A 15,816-nucleotide genomic window follows, 5' to 3' on the forward strand; every position below is an offset into this window, starting at 1 on the left:
AACCAAATTGACACCATACGAACGAGCATGGGCAATCCATCAGTACACAAGCTTCGGGCGGAGGGCCTGACTACATGACGAGCAGCCGTTCCCAGGCGCCAGCTTCCACGAATATCGAGCCCTTGCAGTTTGCCGTCGTCGGCATGGGCGCGTCCGCGGGTGGCATCGAGGCGCTGCTCAACTTCTTCGACAACGCGCCCGCCGAGATGGACATGGCGTTCGTCGTGATCGTGCATCTGCCGGCGGATCACATGAGTTTCGCCGACGAGGTGCTGCAGCGCGTGACGGACATGCCGGTCAGGCAGGTGACGGGTCCGACCACCATCGAGAAGAACCACATTTACATCAACGCACCCGGGCAGCACGTGGAGATGACCGGGACTTCGCTGCGCTCGGTGGCCCGCGCCGAAAGGGACGCCCCGCCCACGACGATCGATCACTTTTTCGCCACGCTGGCGTCCGAGCACGGCACGCGTTCCGTGGGCATCGTGCTGTCTGGCGCGGGCTCGGACGGCGCGGCAGGCCTCTCGCGCATCAAGGAGAGCGGCGGCATGACCGTCGCGCAGAAACCGGAGGACGCGCATTTCGCCGAAATGCCGCAGCATGCCATCTCCACGCGCCAGGTCGACTTCATCCTGCCCGCGGCCGAGATGCCGGAAAAGCTGCTCGACCTCTGGACCAACGCGAAGAAGATTCATCTTCCCGCCGTGGAGGGCGTGGAGCTTGCCGAGAAGGAGACTTCGCCCGTAGTCGGCGGCGCCGAGCGCGCGCTCTCCGACGTGCTCATGCAGCTGCGCGTGCGCACCGGCCACGACTTCCGCCACTACAAGCGCGCCACGATCCTGCGGCGCATCGAGCGGCGCATGCAGGTGAACGGTCTGCGCGATATCAGCGAATATCGCGAGCATTTGCGTGCCAACCCGGACGAGACCACGGCACTGCTGGCGGACATGCTGATCGGCGTGACCCAGTTCTTCCGCGACCGCGATGCCTTCGACGCGCTGCGGCGCGATGTCATGCCGCATCTGCTGGACGCCAACAAGAGCGAAGCGCAGATCCGCGTCTGGGTGCCGGGCTGCTCCACGGGCGAGGAAGCCTATTCGCTCGCCATCATGCTGGCGCAGGCGCGCGAGATCGCGGGCTTCGAGGCGACCTACCAGATCTTCGCAACCGACATCGACGAACCCGCCATCGCGCAGGCGCGCTCCGGTTCATACCTCGGCTCCATTGCGAGCGACGTGCCCAACGATTTTCTGCGCCGCTACTTCAAGCAGGAAGGCGGGCGCTATCAGATCGTGAAGTCGGTGCGCGAACGCATTCTGTTCGCCGCGCACAGCCTGCTGCGCGATCCGCCGTTCTCGCACCTCGACCTGATCTCGTGCCGCAATGTCCTGATCTATCTGGACCGTGCGGTGCAGCGCCAGGTGCTCGAGCTGTTTCACTTCGCGCTCCGCGCAGGCGGTTATCTGTTCCTCGGCACGGCCGAATCCGCCGATACCGCCGACGACCTCTTTACCATCGTCGACAAGAAGAGCCGCATCTATCGCGCGCGCACGGTGCTCAACCGCGTGAAGCCGCTGGTGGCGTTCCCGTCGCTCGGGCCCAGCCACGTCATGCCGCGCGAGGATCTTTCGGTTGTGGCTACGCCGTCGCATTCGCACACCGGACCCGAGACGCCCGAGCGCCGCAGTTTTTCCTTCGCCGCGCTGCATCAGCGCGTGCTGGAGGAATATGCGCCGCCGAGCGTGGTCGTGGATCGCGACTCGAACATCGTGCATCTCTCCACGACGGCCGGCCGCTTCCTGCGGCACGGCGGCGGCGAGCTGTCCTCGAACATCATGGCGCTCGTGCTGCCCGAACTGCGGCTCGATTTGCGCACGACGCTGTTCCGCGCGCACCAGACCGGTGGCAGTGTCGAGGCGCGGCGCGTCAAGCTGTTGCAGGAGGGCCGTACCGTGTGGGTCAATATGACCGTCCGACCGTTCCATGACACGGGCGTGAACGCAGACTTTTTCCTCGTGCTGTTCGACGAAGTGCAGGAGCATATGGCGGACGAAGGCTTGCCCGAAGAGCGCGGCCAGGATCCGCTGCTGATGCAACTGGAGCGCGAACTCCAGCACACGCGCGAGCAGCTCGCGACGACCATCGAGCAGCACGAGACCACGGTCGAGGAGCTGAAGGCCTCGAACGAGGAATTGCAGGCGATCAACGAGGAACTGCGCTCCGCGACCGAGGAACTCGAAAGCAGCAAGGAAGAGTTGCAATCGGTGAACGAGGAGTTGACCACGGTCAATGCGGAACTGCAGGCGCGCGTGGAAGACACGGCGAAGGCCAACGACGATTTGCAGAACATCATCGCCTCCACCGAGATCGCCACTGTCTTCGTCGACAAGCAGATCCGCGTCAAGCGCTTCACCACAAGCGCGACGCACGTGTTCAAGCTGATCGACGTGGACATTGGCCGCTCGCTTTTCGACATCACGCATTCGCTGCGCTATTCGTCGCTCGCGGACGACGTGAAGCAAGCTTTCGAAACCCTCAAGCTGATCGAGCGCGAAGTGGAAAGCTCGGACGGCAAGTGGTACCTGATGCGCCTGCTGCCGTACCGCACGGCGGACGACCGCATCGACGGCGCGGTGCTGACCCTGATCGACATCACGGCGCGGCATCTGGCTGAGGAATCGGCGCGCATCGGCGAGCAGCGCCTGCGGCTGGTCGCGCAGTCCACCAACGACTACGCGATCATCCTGCAGGACCCGAACGGCGTGATCGTCACGTGGAATGCGGGGGCGGAGCGCATCTTCGGTTTCACGGAGCGGGAAGTGGTCGGCAAGAACATCGCGCTGATCTACGATCCGGTCGACCGCAAGGCGCACATTCCGGCGCGCGAACGCGAGGTGTCGGCGCGCGAAGGCCGCGCCGACGACGACCGCTGGCACATCACGCGCGACGAGCGCCGGGTGTACTGCAGCGGCGTGGTGACGCCGATCTCGGACCCGTCGTTCACGGGCTTCGCGAAGATCGTGCGCGACCTGACCGAGCGCAAGCTGCGCGAGGATGCGAACCGCGAGGCGCTCGCGCACGAACATGCGGAGCGCAAGAAGGAAACGCTCTCGAACCAGCTGAAGGACGACTTCATCGCGGTGCTGTCGCATGAGCTGAAGCATCCGCTCAACCTGATCGGCATGAAGGCGGAGATCCTGCCGCGCCTGCCCGAGACGCGCGGCATCGAAGTGGTGCGCGAAGCCGCCGATTCCATCAAGCGCGCGGTGCGCGGCCAGGCGCAGATCATCGACGATCTGCTGGACCTCTCGCGGGTGCGCACGGGCAAGCTGGCGTTGTCCATTGCGCCGCTGGATATTGCCGCCGTACTGGCGCGCATCGCCGAGGCCACGGAGAGCGAAACTGCGCAGCGCAGCATCCGCCTGAGCATGAGCACGCCGGGCGAGCCGGTCTACGCCTTCGCCGACGCCGTGCGCAGCGAGCAGATCTTCTGGAACCTGGTGTCGAATGCACTGAAGTTCACCGATAGCGGCGGTTCCATCGACATTCGCATCGAGCGCGAGGGCGGCATGGTGCGTGTGGATGTCGTCGATACGGGGCAAGGCATCGATCCGTCGGCGCTGCCGCATATCTTCGAGATGTACCGGCAGAGTGGACGCAATCCCACGTCGAGCGGCCTGGGTATCGGACTGTCGCTCGCGAAGCAGCTCGTCGAGATGCACGGCGGGCGCATCGAGGCGCTTTCGGACGGCGTGGGACATGGCGCCACGCTGTCGGTGTGGCTGCCGGGTGCGGCGCATCAGGACGCGTCGCCGGAGCAGCAGGAAGACCGTGCTCGGCCGGTGGCGGGCGCGCGCCTTTTGCTTGTCGACAACGACGTCGAGGCGACCGCTTCGTTCGCGGCGCTGCTCGAACTGGAACAGGCGAGCGTGCAAACCGTCACCAGCGCCGAGCAGGCGCTGGAACAGCTTCGGGCAGGCCAGGTGGACGTGCTGATTTCGGATGTCCAGTTGCCGGGCATCGACGGCTACGAACTGATCAGAAGGATTCGCACCGATCCCACCCTGGTCGGCCTCAAGGCCGTCGCGGTGACCGCGTTCGGGCGGGACGAGGACCGGCGCGCCGCGCGTGCGGCGGGTTTCGATGCGCACCTGAGCAAGCCGGTCGATCTTCCGGACCTGCTGCAGACGCTGGACACGCTGCTGGCCGCGGGGCGTTCATAACGCATGCCTTGTTTTGGCAGATAAAGGCCGCGTCCCGGTCCGCGAATTGCTGCTCTCCTGAAGCAAGGAGGCAATATGGCGGAACGGGACATTGTGGTGATCGGCGCGTCGCGAGGCGGCTTCCAGGGGCTCAAGGTACTCATCAGCCAGCTGCCCGCTGACCTGCCTGCGGCGCTGTTCATCGTGCTGCATATCGGGCGTCATGCCAGCGTGCTGCCCGAACTGATGAAGGCATGGGGGCGCCTGCCGGCACGTTATGCCGGCCACGGCGAGACCATCGAGCGCGGCACGGTTTGCATCGCGCCGCCGGATCGGCATCTTGTTTTGTCGAAAGGTCGCATGTGGCTCAATGACAGCGCCAAGGAAAATTTTGCGCGGCCTGCCGTCGATCCCTTGTTCCGCAGCGCCGCGATCGAATACGGTGCTCGTGTGATCGGCGTGGTGATGAGCGGCGACCTCGACGACGGCGCGGTGGGACTCGCGAACATCCGTGCACAACGCGGCTTCGCCATCGTACAGGATCCCGACGATTGCGAGGCAACCGGCATGCCGCAGGCCGCGCTCGAAGCCACCGGCGCGGACAGGCTGTGCACGGAGCGGGATCTGGCGAAGTGCATCCAGTCGGCCATGAAAGGCGAGCCGTCGGGCGAGGCGCCGGCGAACGTGCAGGCCAACAAACCGGTGTATGAGAAAGAGGCGGTCATTGCGTCCAGCGGTCTGGCCGACCTCGATGCACTCGATGAAGTGGGCGAACGCTCCGCGCTGACGTGTCCGGACTGTGGCGGGGCGCTGTGGCGCGTTCGCCACGATCGCCCGTTGCGCTACCGTTGCCATACGGGGCATGCGTTCACGGGCCTGTCGCTGGCCGAAGGCATTGAATCGCGTTCGGAGGAGGCCGTCTGGTCGGCGATTCGGGCGGTTCACGAGCGCGTCATCTTTGCCCGCGAACGGCAGCAATGGGCCGAGCGCGCCGGCGAAAAGGATCAGATCGCAATTGAACAAGCGCGTATCGATGAAGCGGAAGGGCTGGCGGAACTCTTGCGTGCGGCAGTGCATACGATCTCTTCTTTGCCCGCACCGCGCGAGTGAGAACGCTCAGCGAGCGTGATGCGCCATGCATCGAATGCTTGCCGCGCGCCGCCTGAACGCGCAACGCCGCCTTGCCGTCGCGCCGCTGTATTGCCCGGCCGCGATGCGCTCGCGCATGCGCGCGGTCACCAGTGAATTCATGCTGAGCGGCCGTGCGGCGCGCGCCCGTCTTCCTTGCCGGTGCGGGCGTCCCTGCAATGAGGCTCGCACGTCGTGTGCGAAGCGTTGCAGCGCTTCCGCCGAACCGCTGACGCTCGTATATTCCTGATGCCCGATCCTGCCTTCGAGCAGAATCGTCATTCCTGATTCCTGGGCCATCTTCAAGACGTCGGATTGCATGGTGTGCCGAGCGCTCACGCTCGCTCCTTCAAGTCGCAGGCCCCGCGCCAGTGCGCGGAGCGTGTCACATCCTTTTAAAAGCAATCGCGGTGCCGCTATCAGATGATCGGCTTGCCGCCCGTCACCGCGATGGTCGCGCCCGAGATATAGCTTGCATCGTCCTCGGCGAGCATGACGTAGGCAGCGGCGAGTTCAGCGGGCTGGCCCGGGCGCTTCATCGGCGTCTGCTTGCCGAAGTTCTCGACGCTCGATGGCGGCATGGTCGAAGGGATCAAGGGTGTCCAGATTGGCCCCGGCGCCACGCAGTTGGCGCGAATGCCGCGCTCCGCCAGCAATTGCGCGAGGCCGCCCGTGAAGTTCTGGATCGCGCCCTTGGTGCTCGCGTAGGCGATCAGCCCGGGATTGGGCGAATCGGCGTTGATCGACGTGGTGTTGACGATGGCGCTGCCCGGCTTCATGTGCGCGAGCGCCGCCTTCGTGATGCGGAACATCGCGCCGATGTTGGTCGAATAGGTCTTGTCCCATTCGTCGTCGCTGATGTCTTCCAGCTTGTCGTAGGTAGCCTGATACGCCGCATTGTTCACCAGCACGTCGATACGGCCGAACGTCTCTGCCGTCTTGGCAACGAGTTGTCTGCAATGCTCGCGGTCCGTGATGTCGCCAGGCAGCAGCAGCGTGCGCCGGCCTGCATCCTTGACGAGGCGCGCGGTCTCCTCGGCGTCCGCATGTTCGTTCAGATACGCGATGGCGACGTCCGCGCCTTCACGCGCATACGCGATCGCCACCGCGCGGCCGATGCCGCTGTCCGCGCCGGTGATCAGCGCGATCTTCCCGGCGAGCCGGCCGCTGCCCGTATAGCTGGCTTCGCCATGATCCGGCTGCGGGTTCATCGGACCGGTGTGCCCGGGACGGTTCTCCTGCTGCTGTTGAGGCATCGGCGGACGCGGATAGTCCTTGTCGGTCATGTCGGTTTCCTTGTGCAGGTTGCGTGGTCGGAAGAATCAGGCGGCGGTCTTCAGAACGACCTTGGTCCAGCCCTCACGGCGTTCGTCGAAGTTGCGATAGCCTTCGGGCGCCTGTTCGAGCGGCAGTTCATGCGAAATGATCTGCGACGGCTTCAGCTTGTCTGCTTCGATCAGGTCGCGCAGCTTGCGGTTGTATGCCTTGACGTTGGCCTGACCCGTCGCCATGCACTGACCCTTCATCCAGAACGAACCGAAGTCGAACGCGAGCTGGCCCTTCTTCATCAACGCGTCGGGCGAACCCGGGTCTTCCGCGACGAACACGCCCACCACGCCGATGCTGCCCGTCGCGCGCACCGACTTCACGAGGTTGTTCATCGTGAGATTCGGCACTTCATGACCTTGACAGGTGCATTGATAACCGACGCACTCGCAACCGCGATCGGCCCCTTCGCCGCCGGTGAGTTCGAGCACGCGGTCCACGCCGCCGCCGTCGCTGTCGTCGATCGGAATGGCGCCGAGACGCTCCGCGAGTTTCAGGCGGTCCGGATGCGAATCGACCACCATCACCTTCGACGCGCCCTTGAGATTCGCCGACATCGCCGCCATCAGCCCCACCGGCCCCGCGCCGTAGATGACGACGCTGTCGCCTGCTTCGACGCCCGCGAGCACGGTCGCGTGATAGCCGGTCGGGAGGATGTCGGAGAGCATGACGTAGTCGTTCTCCTTCTCGACAGCATCGGGCGGCAGCAGCAGGCAATTGAAGTCCGCGAACGGCACGCGCAGGTATTCGGCCTGACCGCCGCTATACGGGCCCATGCCGGCGAAGCCATAAGCCGCGCCAGCCATGCCGGGATTGGCCGTGAGGCAAAAACCGGTAAGGCCCTTCTCGCAGTTCTTGCAGAAGCCGCAGCCGATGTTGAACGGCAGGCACACCCGGTCGCCCACCTTCACGCGTGTGACGCCCGGACCGGCTTCGACGATCACGCCGAGATTTTCATGACCGAGAATGCGGCCGGTTTCCATGTTCGTCCGGCCTTCGTACATATGCAGATCGGAACCGCAGATGTTGGTGGTGGTGATCTTGACGATCACGTCATTGGGCTGTTCGATGCGTGCGTCAGGCATGTCCTTGACGACGACCTGTCGCGGTCCTTCATAGACGAGGGCTTTCATTCACGGCTCCAATGTTGAGGTTCGATGAACACTTCGCTTGCGCGGTGGTGACATCAAACAGCATTGGGTGTTCCAGCGTGCGTGGAACAGCCGCAAAAGAGGGTATGGGCGACCGCGCCGACAGCACGCGAGCGTGCTTCGGATGCGTGACCGGGAACCAGGCGGTTCAGTCTTCCGGAGATTGAAGCTCGTTCAGGACGGTTATGCGAAGTCGAGCCAGCGCACTGGAGCTGGAGATAAGGTTAAGCAGGAGCCTTTCGGAATCCCCGGCATCGCCTCCGACGTCCTTGATCCAGTCGATGCGCTGCCGCTGCGCCTCGATGCGCATCTCGCCCTCGAGAATGAACTGATTGATTCGGTTGAGTTCGTTCAGTACGCGCTCATGACTCATGGCGGGCCTCGATCCGATAAGGTCGATCGTCGGCGCGTCGATCACGAGCGCGCCATCGCCAATGTTACACCGCGCCGCGCAGGGTCCGATCAGGCTCTGCCCGCCAGCCGCAAGGACGATTCGAGCACGTCGCTGCTCGACGTGACGAACTCGCGCGCCCATTCCGCGATGGCGCCCTCGACCATGCGTCGGCTCGGCTGGAAGATATGGCTATGGAAAGTGACCGTGGTGACTTCAGCGTGGCGCTTGTAGTCGCTTTGACGCGAAAATCGCGCGACGCCCGTCCATCCGTCCCCCGGAATCGACTCAGGGAATATTTCGAGGAAATACGCGCCTAGGGAATACATGATCATCTCCATGAAAGGCGTATATCTGTTTGGAAGCATATGCCGCTCCCGCTTCCTATGAATAAAGCGGGCTTTTCAGGCGCTGTTCTGCATCTGGCGCACGCGTTGCTGATGAATACGCGTTCGTCGCCAAACAGGGAGGACGCCGATGAAGCGAGTTCTGCAATCCGCGCTCATTGTTGTATTGACAGGCGCATGCGTGACTGCCGCGTCGGCCCAGCAAAACGGCGCGCCGCCCGGCAATAAATCGCCCGGCGACGATGGCGCCGGCAAGTCCGCGGGCATCGCGGGCGGCGCAGGTGCGGCGGGCCAGTCCGGCACCGATCCCGCCACGCTCAAGCGAACCGAAGAGCAACGCGTGAAGAAGCAGCACCGTGGTGCATCCGGTCCAGGAACGGCCGATCGCAAGGACTGGAAGGAGTGATCCCGGCCGCGCAAGACCGGGAACGCACGCGCGTTCGCGGACGCATCGTCCGCGATCTGTGGCACGCCGTATGGGCATGGCGTTATCAGACGGCGGCCGCACTGGTGCTGATGATCGGCGCGCGGCTTGCCGTGGTGTCCGTGCCGCTGCTGCTCAAGCGGGTCATCGACGAGTTCAGTCACCCGGCATCGAGCGTCATCTTTCCCGTCTTCCTGATCCTCGCCTACGTGCTGCTGCGCTATCTCGGCGATGTGCTCAACGAAGCGCGCGATGTGGTCTTCAGCATTGTCACGCAACGCACCGTCGCGTCGTTCACGGAGCGAACGTTCGCGCATCTGCATGCGCTCGGCGCGCGCTTCCACGCCAGGCGCGAAACCGGCGCTGTGGTGCGCGATGTCCAGAAAGGCGCGGACGGCGTGGGATTCCTGCTCGGCACGTCGCTGTTCACCATCGTGCCGGTGCTGATCGAGATCGGTACCGTCGTGGCGGTGATGGTCAGCAGCTACTCGCTGGAGTTCATGGTCATCATTGGCGTGCAACTGATTGTCCGCCCCCGGCCCCCGCGCACGAGGCGATGGCTTGCCGCTTTTGCGCTTCGTCATCCGCGTATTGCGAATCGAGGAATGAGAGATGCCTGGCGCGTGCGCCGAGTATCTCCAGCGCAGCAATATCTTCGGCGCGACGCGCTTCCATTGCCTGGTGAGCATCGCTGAAACCGCACGCCGTGTCCCAGCCGGTCACCATCGGCATCTCGGGCGTTCCGGCGAACACCGTGCATACCAACGCATCGGTTCCCGCAGCGAGCAGGGCGCCGCAACTGAAAACGGCGTCGTCGAGATGCGGGGAGATCACGAGCAGGCGTCGGGGAGGCTTCTGCATCATCGAGTGTCGGTCGTTCAGGTCATTCACCAAACGCATTGGGTGTGCCTTGGCGCGCGGCTCAGTGTGTCGAGCCGCCGCCCACCGCTTCGCGCATCGTCCTGACATCGCGCGTCGTGACCGGCGGCGCGTTATTGCCCCACGTCGAGCGCACGAAGGTCAGCACGCGGGCTATCTCCGTGTCGGTGAGCTGGTCAGCGAACGAGGGCATCTTCTTCGGTTCCGGGCCATGTACCGTGGACGGCGCGCGTCCGCCCTGCAACACGAGCCGCACGAGTGAATCCGGCTTCTGCGACAGCACCGCCGGATTGCCGGCCAGACGGGGATACTTGAGCGGAACGCCCATGCCGTCGGCCTGATGGCAGCGCGCGCAGGTACCTTGATAGAGTCCCGCGCCGGGCCGCTCCTGCTCGCCGGTGTGCAGCGCTGCGACGCTCTGCCGTGCTTCGCGCGAATGGTCATCGTAAGTGCCCCCTTCGCCGTGAGCAGGCAGGCTCTTCAAATAAGAGGCGATGGCTTCGAGATCCTGATTGTCGAGATACTGCGTGCTGTCCTCGACAACCTGCACCATGGCGCCGAAGGTGGCCAGTCCCGCGCCATGGCCCGTCTTGAGAAAGGCGGCGAGGTCCGCCGCCGAGATGCGGCCCAGTCCCGCGCCTTGCAGGCCGGTCAGGTTCGGCGCATGCCAGTGATCGTTGGTGCCGCCTGTGAGATAGGCCGGCGACCCGTCCGTGTAGCCGAGTTCGTCATAGGCTGGGCCACGCGGTGTATGACACGCGCCGCAATGGCCGAGCGATTGCACCAGATATGCGCCCCGGTTCCATTGCACGTCGCGCTTCGTATCGGCAACGAAAGGTTTGCCCGGCGCGAAGGCGAAATTCCAGAAGGTCAGGGCCCAGCGCTGATTGAACGGGAACGGCAGTTTCGTTTCGGGCGCGGCCTGCGCCACCGGCTCGACGCCGTGCATGAAGTAGGCATAGAGCGCATGCAAGTCGTCGTCGCTGATCTTCGAGAACGATGGATAGGGCATCGCCGGGTAAAGATGCTTGCCGCCCGGCGCCACGCCTTTGCGCAACGCGCGCGCGAAATCCTCATAGCTATAGCGCCCGATCCCATGCGCAGGATCGGGCGTGATGTTGCTGGACCAGATGGTGCCGAAGGGCGAGCCCATCGGCAGCCCGCCCGCGAACGGATGCGGTGGAGGCTTGCCCGGCACCGGGGCGGCGGTGTGGCAGCCGGCGCAGTCGGCGGCACGGGCGAGATAGTCGCCGCGTGCGACGAGTCCCGGCGACGTGTCCGGCGTCCGCGCATGGACCCACGGGGCGCACGCGAACAACGCCAGGCAAACGGATAGAAGGCGACGGATCATGAGTTCACCGTCCTCCGCAGGGCGAGACGAGCAGCCACGCGAGATCGGTGGCGATCAGCGCGAACACGAACAGCGCACTCGCCAGCGCGCCTGCACGCGCAACGAAGGCATCGCGCGCGGCATGCCGGTCGATCGAGCCCTGCTGTTTGAGCTCTGATGCAAGCTGCCCCGTGCGCCGCCAGTTGCGCCACGCGATGACGGCGCCCGCGCCGCCGATCACCATCGCCCCCAGCGCGGTCATCGCGAGTCCTTGTTCGAGCCACGGCAGCGCGGGCGCATGCACGGGCCGTTGATGAGGAAAGCAGCCCCACGCGGACAGGGTCTGGCCGAGTGTCGTCTGCGTCATCCACGCGAACGGCGCGAGCAGCAGGCCGAGCGTCAGCGAGAGGCCACCGGGGCGCGCGGGGTGTTGACCGGATGTCATCGCGCCAGCACATAGGGCGACAGATAGAGCGTCGCGAAGATGAAGAGCCACACGACATCGACGAAATGCCAATACAGCCCGCCGATACTGAGTGCCGCCGATCTCGCCCGGTCGAAGTAACCGAGCGCGGTCCACAGCAGCAGGAAGGCGAGGACGATCAGCCCCACCAGCACGTGCATCATGTGAAAGCCGGTGATCGTGAAATACAGCGAGCCGTACAGGTGCGTCGTCAGACCGTAGGGATGATCGGCCCATTCCTTCATCTGGATCGCGACGAACGCCGCGCCCAGCGCAATCGCGATGACGAGCATCAGCACGCCCATGCCGCGCCGGCCACGGCGCACGAAGCGCTCGCTGGCCCAGACGAACACGCTGCTGGTCACAAGAATGCCGGTATTCACGATGCCGAGCCCGAGTTTCGGCATGCCTTCGGGCGGCCAGCGTTCCGTGGTCTGAGAGGCGAGATAGAGATACGAGAAGATCAGATAGCCAAACAACGCGGCTTCGGTCGCAACCAGCGTGAGACATCCCCACCAGCCGCCCGAGCGCTGCCCCGGACTGCCGACGGGCAGGTTCGCGCGTTCCGGCAAGGCTTCCGCGAGTTCGCTCATGATGCGGCCTCCGCGTGAGGCGCATCGTCGCGCTGACCAAGTTCGCGTTGCGGCCACAGCCATGCGACGATCGCCGCGCCGCATCCGAACAGCGCGAGGCCCGCGAACCACCACGCCTGTAAAGCGAGCCCCGCGAAGAACAGCAGCGAGGCGACGCCCAGCCAGAACGGCGCATATGAGTCTTCGGGCATCTTGAGGATGACGTCGGGGTCGCCATCGAGCACAGTGGTGCCCAGCGCCTCGCGCCCCTGATTCAGCACATAGCCGTGTGCAAGCTGCGATTGCGCGCGGCCTGAAATGCGCGCTTCCCATAGCGGATGACGGCTCGCCACGCGCGGCGCGACGGCGAAGTTATACGGCGGCGGCGGCGACGAGGTGGCCCATTCGAGCGTCGGTGCATCCCAGGGGTTGTCTCCGGCAACCGGCCCGCGTCGCAGGCTGTAGAGCAAGTCCCACATGAACACGAGCACGCCGGCCGCGAACACGAATGCGCCGATCGACGTGATCATGTTGACGGTGTTCCAGCCCATGTCGGGCGCATACGTGTAGATGCGGCGCGGCATGCCGAGCAGACCGGCGATGTGCATCGGAAAGAACGCGACGTTGAAGCCCACGAACAAGATCCAGAAGCCGATGCGTCCGATGCGTTCGCTCATCATGCGTCCGGTGAACTTCGGAAACCAGAAGTAGATGCCGCCGATGACCGGAAACACGTTGATGCCCAGCAACACGTAATGCAGGTGCGCGACGACGAAATACGTGTCGGTGAGTTGCCAGTCGAGCGGCACGGCGGCGGTGAGCACGCCCGACAGTCCGCCGATCACGAACAGGAACACGAAGCCCGCGAAGTACAGGAACGGTACGCGAAACACCGGCCTGCCGGTCCAGATGGTTGCGATCCACGCGAAAGTGGCGACCGCGCTCGGAATCGCGATCACCATGCTGGCCGCACCGAAGAACGACAGCGCGAGCGCCGGAATGCCGGTCGCGAACATGTGGTGGATCCAGACGACGAAGCCGACGACCATGGTGGCCACCGTCGAGAGCGCGACGGGCAGATATCCCACCAGCGGACGACGGCAGAACACGGGCAGTGCATCGGAGACGATGCCCATGGCGGGCAGCACGACCGCGTAGACCCACGGGTGCGCGAAGATCCAGAACAGATGCTGCCAGAGCAGCGCGCGGCCGCCGTTCATCACGTCGAAGAAATGCGTGCCGATGCGCCGGTCCAGCCACAGCAGGAAAAACGCGAGACTCACCGATGGCACGGCAAGCAGATTGCCGCCCGACGCGGTGAGCGTGCCCCAAACGAGCACCGGCACGCGGTCGATGGACATGCCCGGCGCACGCATGCGCATGAACGTGACGATGAAGTTCATCGAGCCGACTGTGGTCGAGATGCCGAGCAGGACCATGCCGAGCGCATAGACATCGATGTTGGGACCGGTGTTGTAGGTGAGTCCCGCGAGCGGTGCATAGTTGAACCAGCCCGCATTGGGCGCTTCGCCGAACGGGAAGCTCGCGTAGAGAAACAGTCCGGCGAACAGGAAGATCCAGTAGGACAGCGCGTTGAGACGCGGGAACGCCATGTCGCGCGCGCCGAGGATCAGCGGCCACAGATAGTTGGAGAAGCCGGACAGCACGGGCAGCGCGTAGAGAAAGATCATCGTGACGCCGTGCATCGTGAAGAGCTGGTTGTATTGCTCGGGCGTGAGCAGTGTCGCGTCGGGCCGCGCGAGCTGCACGCGCATCACGAGCGCCTCCACGCCGCCCGCCAGCAGGAACGCGAATGCCGTGACGAGATAGCGCAGGCCGATGCTCTTGTGATCGACCGTCGAGAAGAAGCCGCGCCAGCCAGGCGGCGTCTCCCACAGTGCGCGCAGGGCGCGTTCGTCGGCGCTGCCGGGTTCGATGCGGCCTGTCTTGAGCGAGCGCCGCAACGGCGGAGGAGAGGTGGCGGCTTCGGTCATTGCAGTGTGCGAAGGTAGGCGGACAGCGCGGCGGCGTCCGCCGGGCTGAGCGCAATCGAGGGCATCAGCGAATCCGGCTTGATGCGCTGCGCATGCTGGATCCAGTCGAGCTGGTTCTCTGCCGTGTTCGGCAGCAGGCCCGCTGCGATCAGCCTGCGGGAATTCAAGTGCGTGAGATCGGGCGCCTGCTTGCCGTTCGCATCGGAACCGCGTATGGCGTGGCAGCCCGCGCATTTGTCGTCGAACAGCCTGGCTCCGGCGCTCAGGTGGGTGGACGCGTCGTGCGGCAGAGCCTGCTGCGCGTACCAGGCATCGAATTGCGCGCGCGGCTCGGCGATCACCTCGAACGCCATGTGCGCATGCTGTGCCCCGCAGAATTGCGAACATTGCCCGCGATAGATCCCCGGCTTGTCGGCCTGGATCCATTGCTCGTTGACGACGCCCGGGATCGTCTGGGTCTTGCCCGCGAGACGCGGCACCCAGAACGCGTGGATGACGTCCGCGCTGCGCAGTTCGATCTTCACCGGCTCGCCGACAGGGATATGAATTTCGTTGGCCGTGGTCACTGCCGGGTCGCCGGCATAGTCGATCTTCCACCACCAGTCATAGGCAGTCACGGAGAGCGTCAGCGCGGGCGGTTGGTGCGGCGATGCCACCGATTCCAGCGTGACCAGCACATAGGCGAGCGCGGCGAACAGGGCGACCGAGGATATCGCCGTGCCGATCCACACCCAGTGCAGCCCGCCGCCTTCTCCCTGCACGTGGCGGGCGTCGTGTTCGGTGGGCGGCGGACGCTTGCGCAAGATGCCGCCGATCAGCAGCACGCTGACGATCACCGCGACGACGACGGTCAACGCGCCAAGCGCCCAGCCGAGTCGCATGGTGGGTGCGGCGGCGGGGCCATCGGCGTGCAGGAAGTAGTTCAGCGGTGCATCGGCGTGGGCGTTTGCCTGGCAGGCGAGCATAAGGAGCCCTGCTGACGCGGCGCGAGTGTTGCGAATGAGCCGCCCGGCACGATGGGTCGTGTGGTGCGTGGCAGGCATTCGCAGCCGTCTCCCGGCAAAAGTGAATGTGGTGAACTCAATGACGTTGAGTCTGGTGTTTGTCCACCTTCAGCAATCCGTGATCCCAACGATTCGCTTACCACCGCGCGGTGCCTTTTCTACACGGGATTAGTTGAACTTCTCTGATGTATGAGGCTCCCATGCGACGGACCGCGAGTGTCCTTTCTTCAGTCGAATAGGCGTCCGTCAGGCGCTTTCATACACCGCCCTCAAGAGGTTTCCGCCTTCACTCATGCGCATGACACTTCTGCTTTCTACCGCTTTCCAGTTCACGGCTCTTCTGATTCCAAAACGAACTCGTCGCATTCCATCGTTATCGGTTGCATGCGTGACCGCCGTCACCGTAGCGCTGAGCGCATGCGGTGGCGGTGGCGGAAGCAACGACGGTAATCAGACGGCCTCTGCCACGCCGGCTTCGTCCGCCACGCCTGCATCTTCAGCTACACCCGCGTCTTCGCCCACCGCCGCCAGCGATGCGGCCAGCACGACCGCCAGCGCCCCCGCAGCCGTGATCGCACCGGCCGGCAGCATCTTCTACGGCA

Annotated in this window: 15 protein-coding genes and 1 pseudogene; 4 read left to right on the top strand and 12 right to left on the bottom strand. The window is 64.7% G+C overall.

The annotated features are described in order from the left end of the window. The first annotated feature begins 74 nt into the window (after positions 1–74). Both QCE63_RS14645 and QCE63_RS14650 read left to right on the top strand, forming a co-directional pair. Positions 75–4,226, top strand: a complete 4,152-nt coding sequence (locus QCE63_RS14645; protein ID WP_309833962.1) for a CheR family methyltransferase — start codon at positions 75–77, stop codon at positions 4,224–4,226. Between the two features lie 75 nt (positions 4,227–4,301). Next, the gene (locus QCE63_RS14650) at positions 4,302–5,315 is read left to right on the top strand and encodes a chemotaxis protein CheB (RefSeq protein WP_309833963.1); all 1,014 of its coding nucleotides are present in this window, start codon (positions 4,302–4,304) and stop codon (positions 5,313–5,315) included. A gap of 6 nt (positions 5,316–5,321) precedes the next feature. On the opposite strand, the gene QCE63_RS14655 is transcribed toward QCE63_RS14650, so the two are convergent. From QCE63_RS14655 to QCE63_RS14675, 5 genes are all read right to left on the bottom strand, one after another. Further along, entirely contained in the window at positions 5,322–5,615 is a 294-nt protein-coding gene (locus QCE63_RS14655) for a hypothetical protein (RefSeq protein ID WP_309833965.1), read from the bottom strand. A 137-nt stretch (positions 5,616–5,752) separates the two neighbouring features. After that, positions 5,753–6,619, bottom strand: a complete 867-nt coding sequence (locus QCE63_RS14660) for an SDR family oxidoreductase (protein ID WP_309833966.1) — start codon at positions 6,617–6,619, stop codon at positions 5,753–5,755. A 36-nt stretch (positions 6,620–6,655) separates the two neighbouring features. Continuing rightward, positions 6,656–7,792 (bottom strand): glutathione-independent formaldehyde dehydrogenase, encoded by a 1,137-nt coding sequence (locus QCE63_RS14665; protein WP_309833967.1) that lies wholly within the window; start codon positions 7,790–7,792, stop codon positions 6,656–6,658. A gap of 166 nt (positions 7,793–7,958) precedes the next feature. Beyond that, on the bottom strand, positions 7,959–8,228 hold the full coding sequence (locus QCE63_RS14670) for a hypothetical protein (protein WP_309833968.1): 270 nt from the start codon (positions 8,226–8,228) through the stop codon (positions 7,959–7,961). 44 nt (positions 8,229–8,272) lie between these two features. After that, positions 8,273–8,530, bottom strand: a complete 258-nt coding sequence (locus QCE63_RS14675; protein WP_309833970.1) for a hypothetical protein — start codon at positions 8,528–8,530, stop codon at positions 8,273–8,275. 148 nt (positions 8,531–8,678) lie between these two features. On the opposite strand from QCE63_RS14675, the gene QCE63_RS14680 reads away from it, so the two are divergent. Both QCE63_RS14680 and QCE63_RS14685 read left to right on the top strand, forming a co-directional pair. After that, complete coding sequence (locus QCE63_RS14680; RefSeq protein WP_309833972.1) at positions 8,679–8,954, top strand: hypothetical protein; 276 nt, start codon at positions 8,679–8,681, stop codon at positions 8,952–8,954. Next, a pseudogene (locus tag QCE63_RS14685) lies at positions 8,954–9,499 on the top strand (ABC transporter transmembrane domain-containing protein); the annotation flags it as partial. The gene QCE63_RS14680 and the pseudogene QCE63_RS14685, both read left to right, overlap by 1 nt. Here QCE63_RS14685 and QCE63_RS14690 read toward each other — a convergent pair. From QCE63_RS14690 to QCE63_RS14720, 7 genes are all read right to left on the bottom strand, one after another. Beyond that, positions 9,480–9,941, bottom strand: a complete 462-nt coding sequence (locus QCE63_RS14690) for a PIG-L family deacetylase (RefSeq protein ID WP_309833974.1) — start codon at positions 9,939–9,941, stop codon at positions 9,480–9,482. The pseudogene QCE63_RS14685 and the gene QCE63_RS14690 overlap by 20 nt on opposite strands. Further along, the gene (locus tag QCE63_RS14695; RefSeq protein ID WP_309833976.1) at positions 9,895–11,202 is read right to left on the bottom strand and encodes a cytochrome c; all 1,308 of its coding nucleotides are present in this window, start codon (positions 11,200–11,202) and stop codon (positions 9,895–9,897) included. Before QCE63_RS14695 ends, QCE63_RS14690 begins: the two co-directional genes overlap by 47 nt. A 4-nt stretch (positions 11,203–11,206) precedes the next feature. Beyond that, entirely contained in the window at positions 11,207–11,626 is a 420-nt protein-coding gene (locus QCE63_RS14700; protein WP_309833977.1) for a hypothetical protein, read from the bottom strand. After that, positions 11,623–12,237: a cytochrome c oxidase subunit 3 gene (locus QCE63_RS14705; protein ID WP_309833979.1), complete on the bottom strand. Its 615-nt coding sequence runs from the start codon at positions 12,235–12,237 to the stop codon at positions 11,623–11,625. Before QCE63_RS14705 ends, QCE63_RS14700 begins: the two co-directional genes overlap by 4 nt. Beyond that, the gene (ctaD, locus tag QCE63_RS14710) at positions 12,234–14,210 is read right to left on the bottom strand and encodes a cytochrome c oxidase subunit I (protein WP_309833980.1); all 1,977 of its coding nucleotides are present in this window, start codon (positions 14,208–14,210) and stop codon (positions 12,234–12,236) included. The genes QCE63_RS14705 and ctaD overlap by 4 nt, the downstream gene beginning before the upstream one ends. Continuing rightward, positions 14,207–15,175 carry a cytochrome c oxidase subunit II gene (gene coxB, locus QCE63_RS14715; protein ID WP_309833981.1) on the bottom strand — a complete coding sequence of 323 codons (969 nt, stop codon included), beginning with the start codon at positions 15,173–15,175 and terminating at the stop codon, positions 14,207–14,209. Before coxB ends, ctaD begins: the two co-directional genes overlap by 4 nt. A gap of 489 nt (positions 15,176–15,664) precedes the next feature. After that, on the bottom strand, positions 15,665–15,805 hold the full coding sequence (locus QCE63_RS14720; RefSeq protein ID WP_309833983.1) for a hypothetical protein: 141 nt from the start codon (positions 15,803–15,805) through the stop codon (positions 15,665–15,667). Between the last annotated feature and the right edge of the window lie 11 nt (positions 15,806–15,816).

The sequence above is a fragment of the Caballeronia sp. LZ065 genome, assembly GCF_031450975.1.
In the GTDB taxonomy this organism is placed as follows: domain Bacteria; phylum Pseudomonadota; class Gammaproteobacteria; order Burkholderiales; family Burkholderiaceae; genus Caballeronia.

Excerpts from the sequence above, each read along its gene's own strand:
- QCE63_RS14720 (WP_309833983.1), bottom strand. The coding sequence starts at position 15,805 with ATGCTGCCGGCCGGTGCGATCACGGCTGCGGGGGCGCTGGCGGTCGTG.
- QCE63_RS14650 (WP_309833963.1), top strand. The coding sequence starts at position 4,302 with ATGGCGGAACGGGACATTGTGGTGATCGGCGCGTCGCGAGGCGGCTTC.
- QCE63_RS14705 (WP_309833979.1), bottom strand. The coding sequence starts at position 12,237 with ATGAGCGAACTCGCGGAAGCCTTGCCGGAACGCGCGAACCTGCCCGTC.
- QCE63_RS14645 (WP_309833962.1), top strand. The coding sequence starts at position 75 with ATGACGAGCAGCCGTTCCCAGGCGCCAGCTTCCACGAATATCGAGCCC.
- QCE63_RS14655 (WP_309833965.1), bottom strand. The coding sequence starts at position 5,615 with ATGACGATTCTGCTCGAAGGCAGGATCGGGCATCAGGAATATACGAGC.
- ctaD (WP_309833980.1), bottom strand. The coding sequence starts at position 14,210 with ATGACCGAAGCCGCCACCTCTCCTCCGCCGTTGCGGCGCTCGCTCAAG.
- coxB (WP_309833981.1), bottom strand. The coding sequence starts at position 15,175 with ATGCTCGCCTGCCAGGCAAACGCCCACGCCGATGCACCGCTGAACTAC.
- QCE63_RS14665 (WP_309833967.1), bottom strand. The coding sequence starts at position 7,792 with ATGAAAGCCCTCGTCTATGAAGGACCGCGACAGGTCGTCGTCAAGGAC.
- QCE63_RS14675 (WP_309833970.1), bottom strand. The coding sequence starts at position 8,530 with ATGTATTCCCTAGGCGCGTATTTCCTCGAAATATTCCCTGAGTCGATT.
- QCE63_RS14695 (WP_309833976.1), bottom strand. The coding sequence starts at position 11,202 with ATGATCCGTCGCCTTCTATCCGTTTGCCTGGCGTTGTTCGCGTGCGCC.
- QCE63_RS14680 (WP_309833972.1), top strand. The coding sequence starts at position 8,679 with ATGAAGCGAGTTCTGCAATCCGCGCTCATTGTTGTATTGACAGGCGCA.
- QCE63_RS14700 (WP_309833977.1), bottom strand. The coding sequence starts at position 11,626 with ATGACATCCGGTCAACACCCCGCGCGCCCCGGTGGCCTCTCGCTGACG.
- QCE63_RS14690 (WP_309833974.1), bottom strand. The coding sequence starts at position 9,941 with ATGTCAGGACGATGCGCGAAGCGGTGGGCGGCGGCTCGACACACTGAG.
- QCE63_RS14660 (WP_309833966.1), bottom strand. The coding sequence starts at position 6,619 with ATGACCGACAAGGACTATCCGCGTCCGCCGATGCCTCAACAGCAGCAG.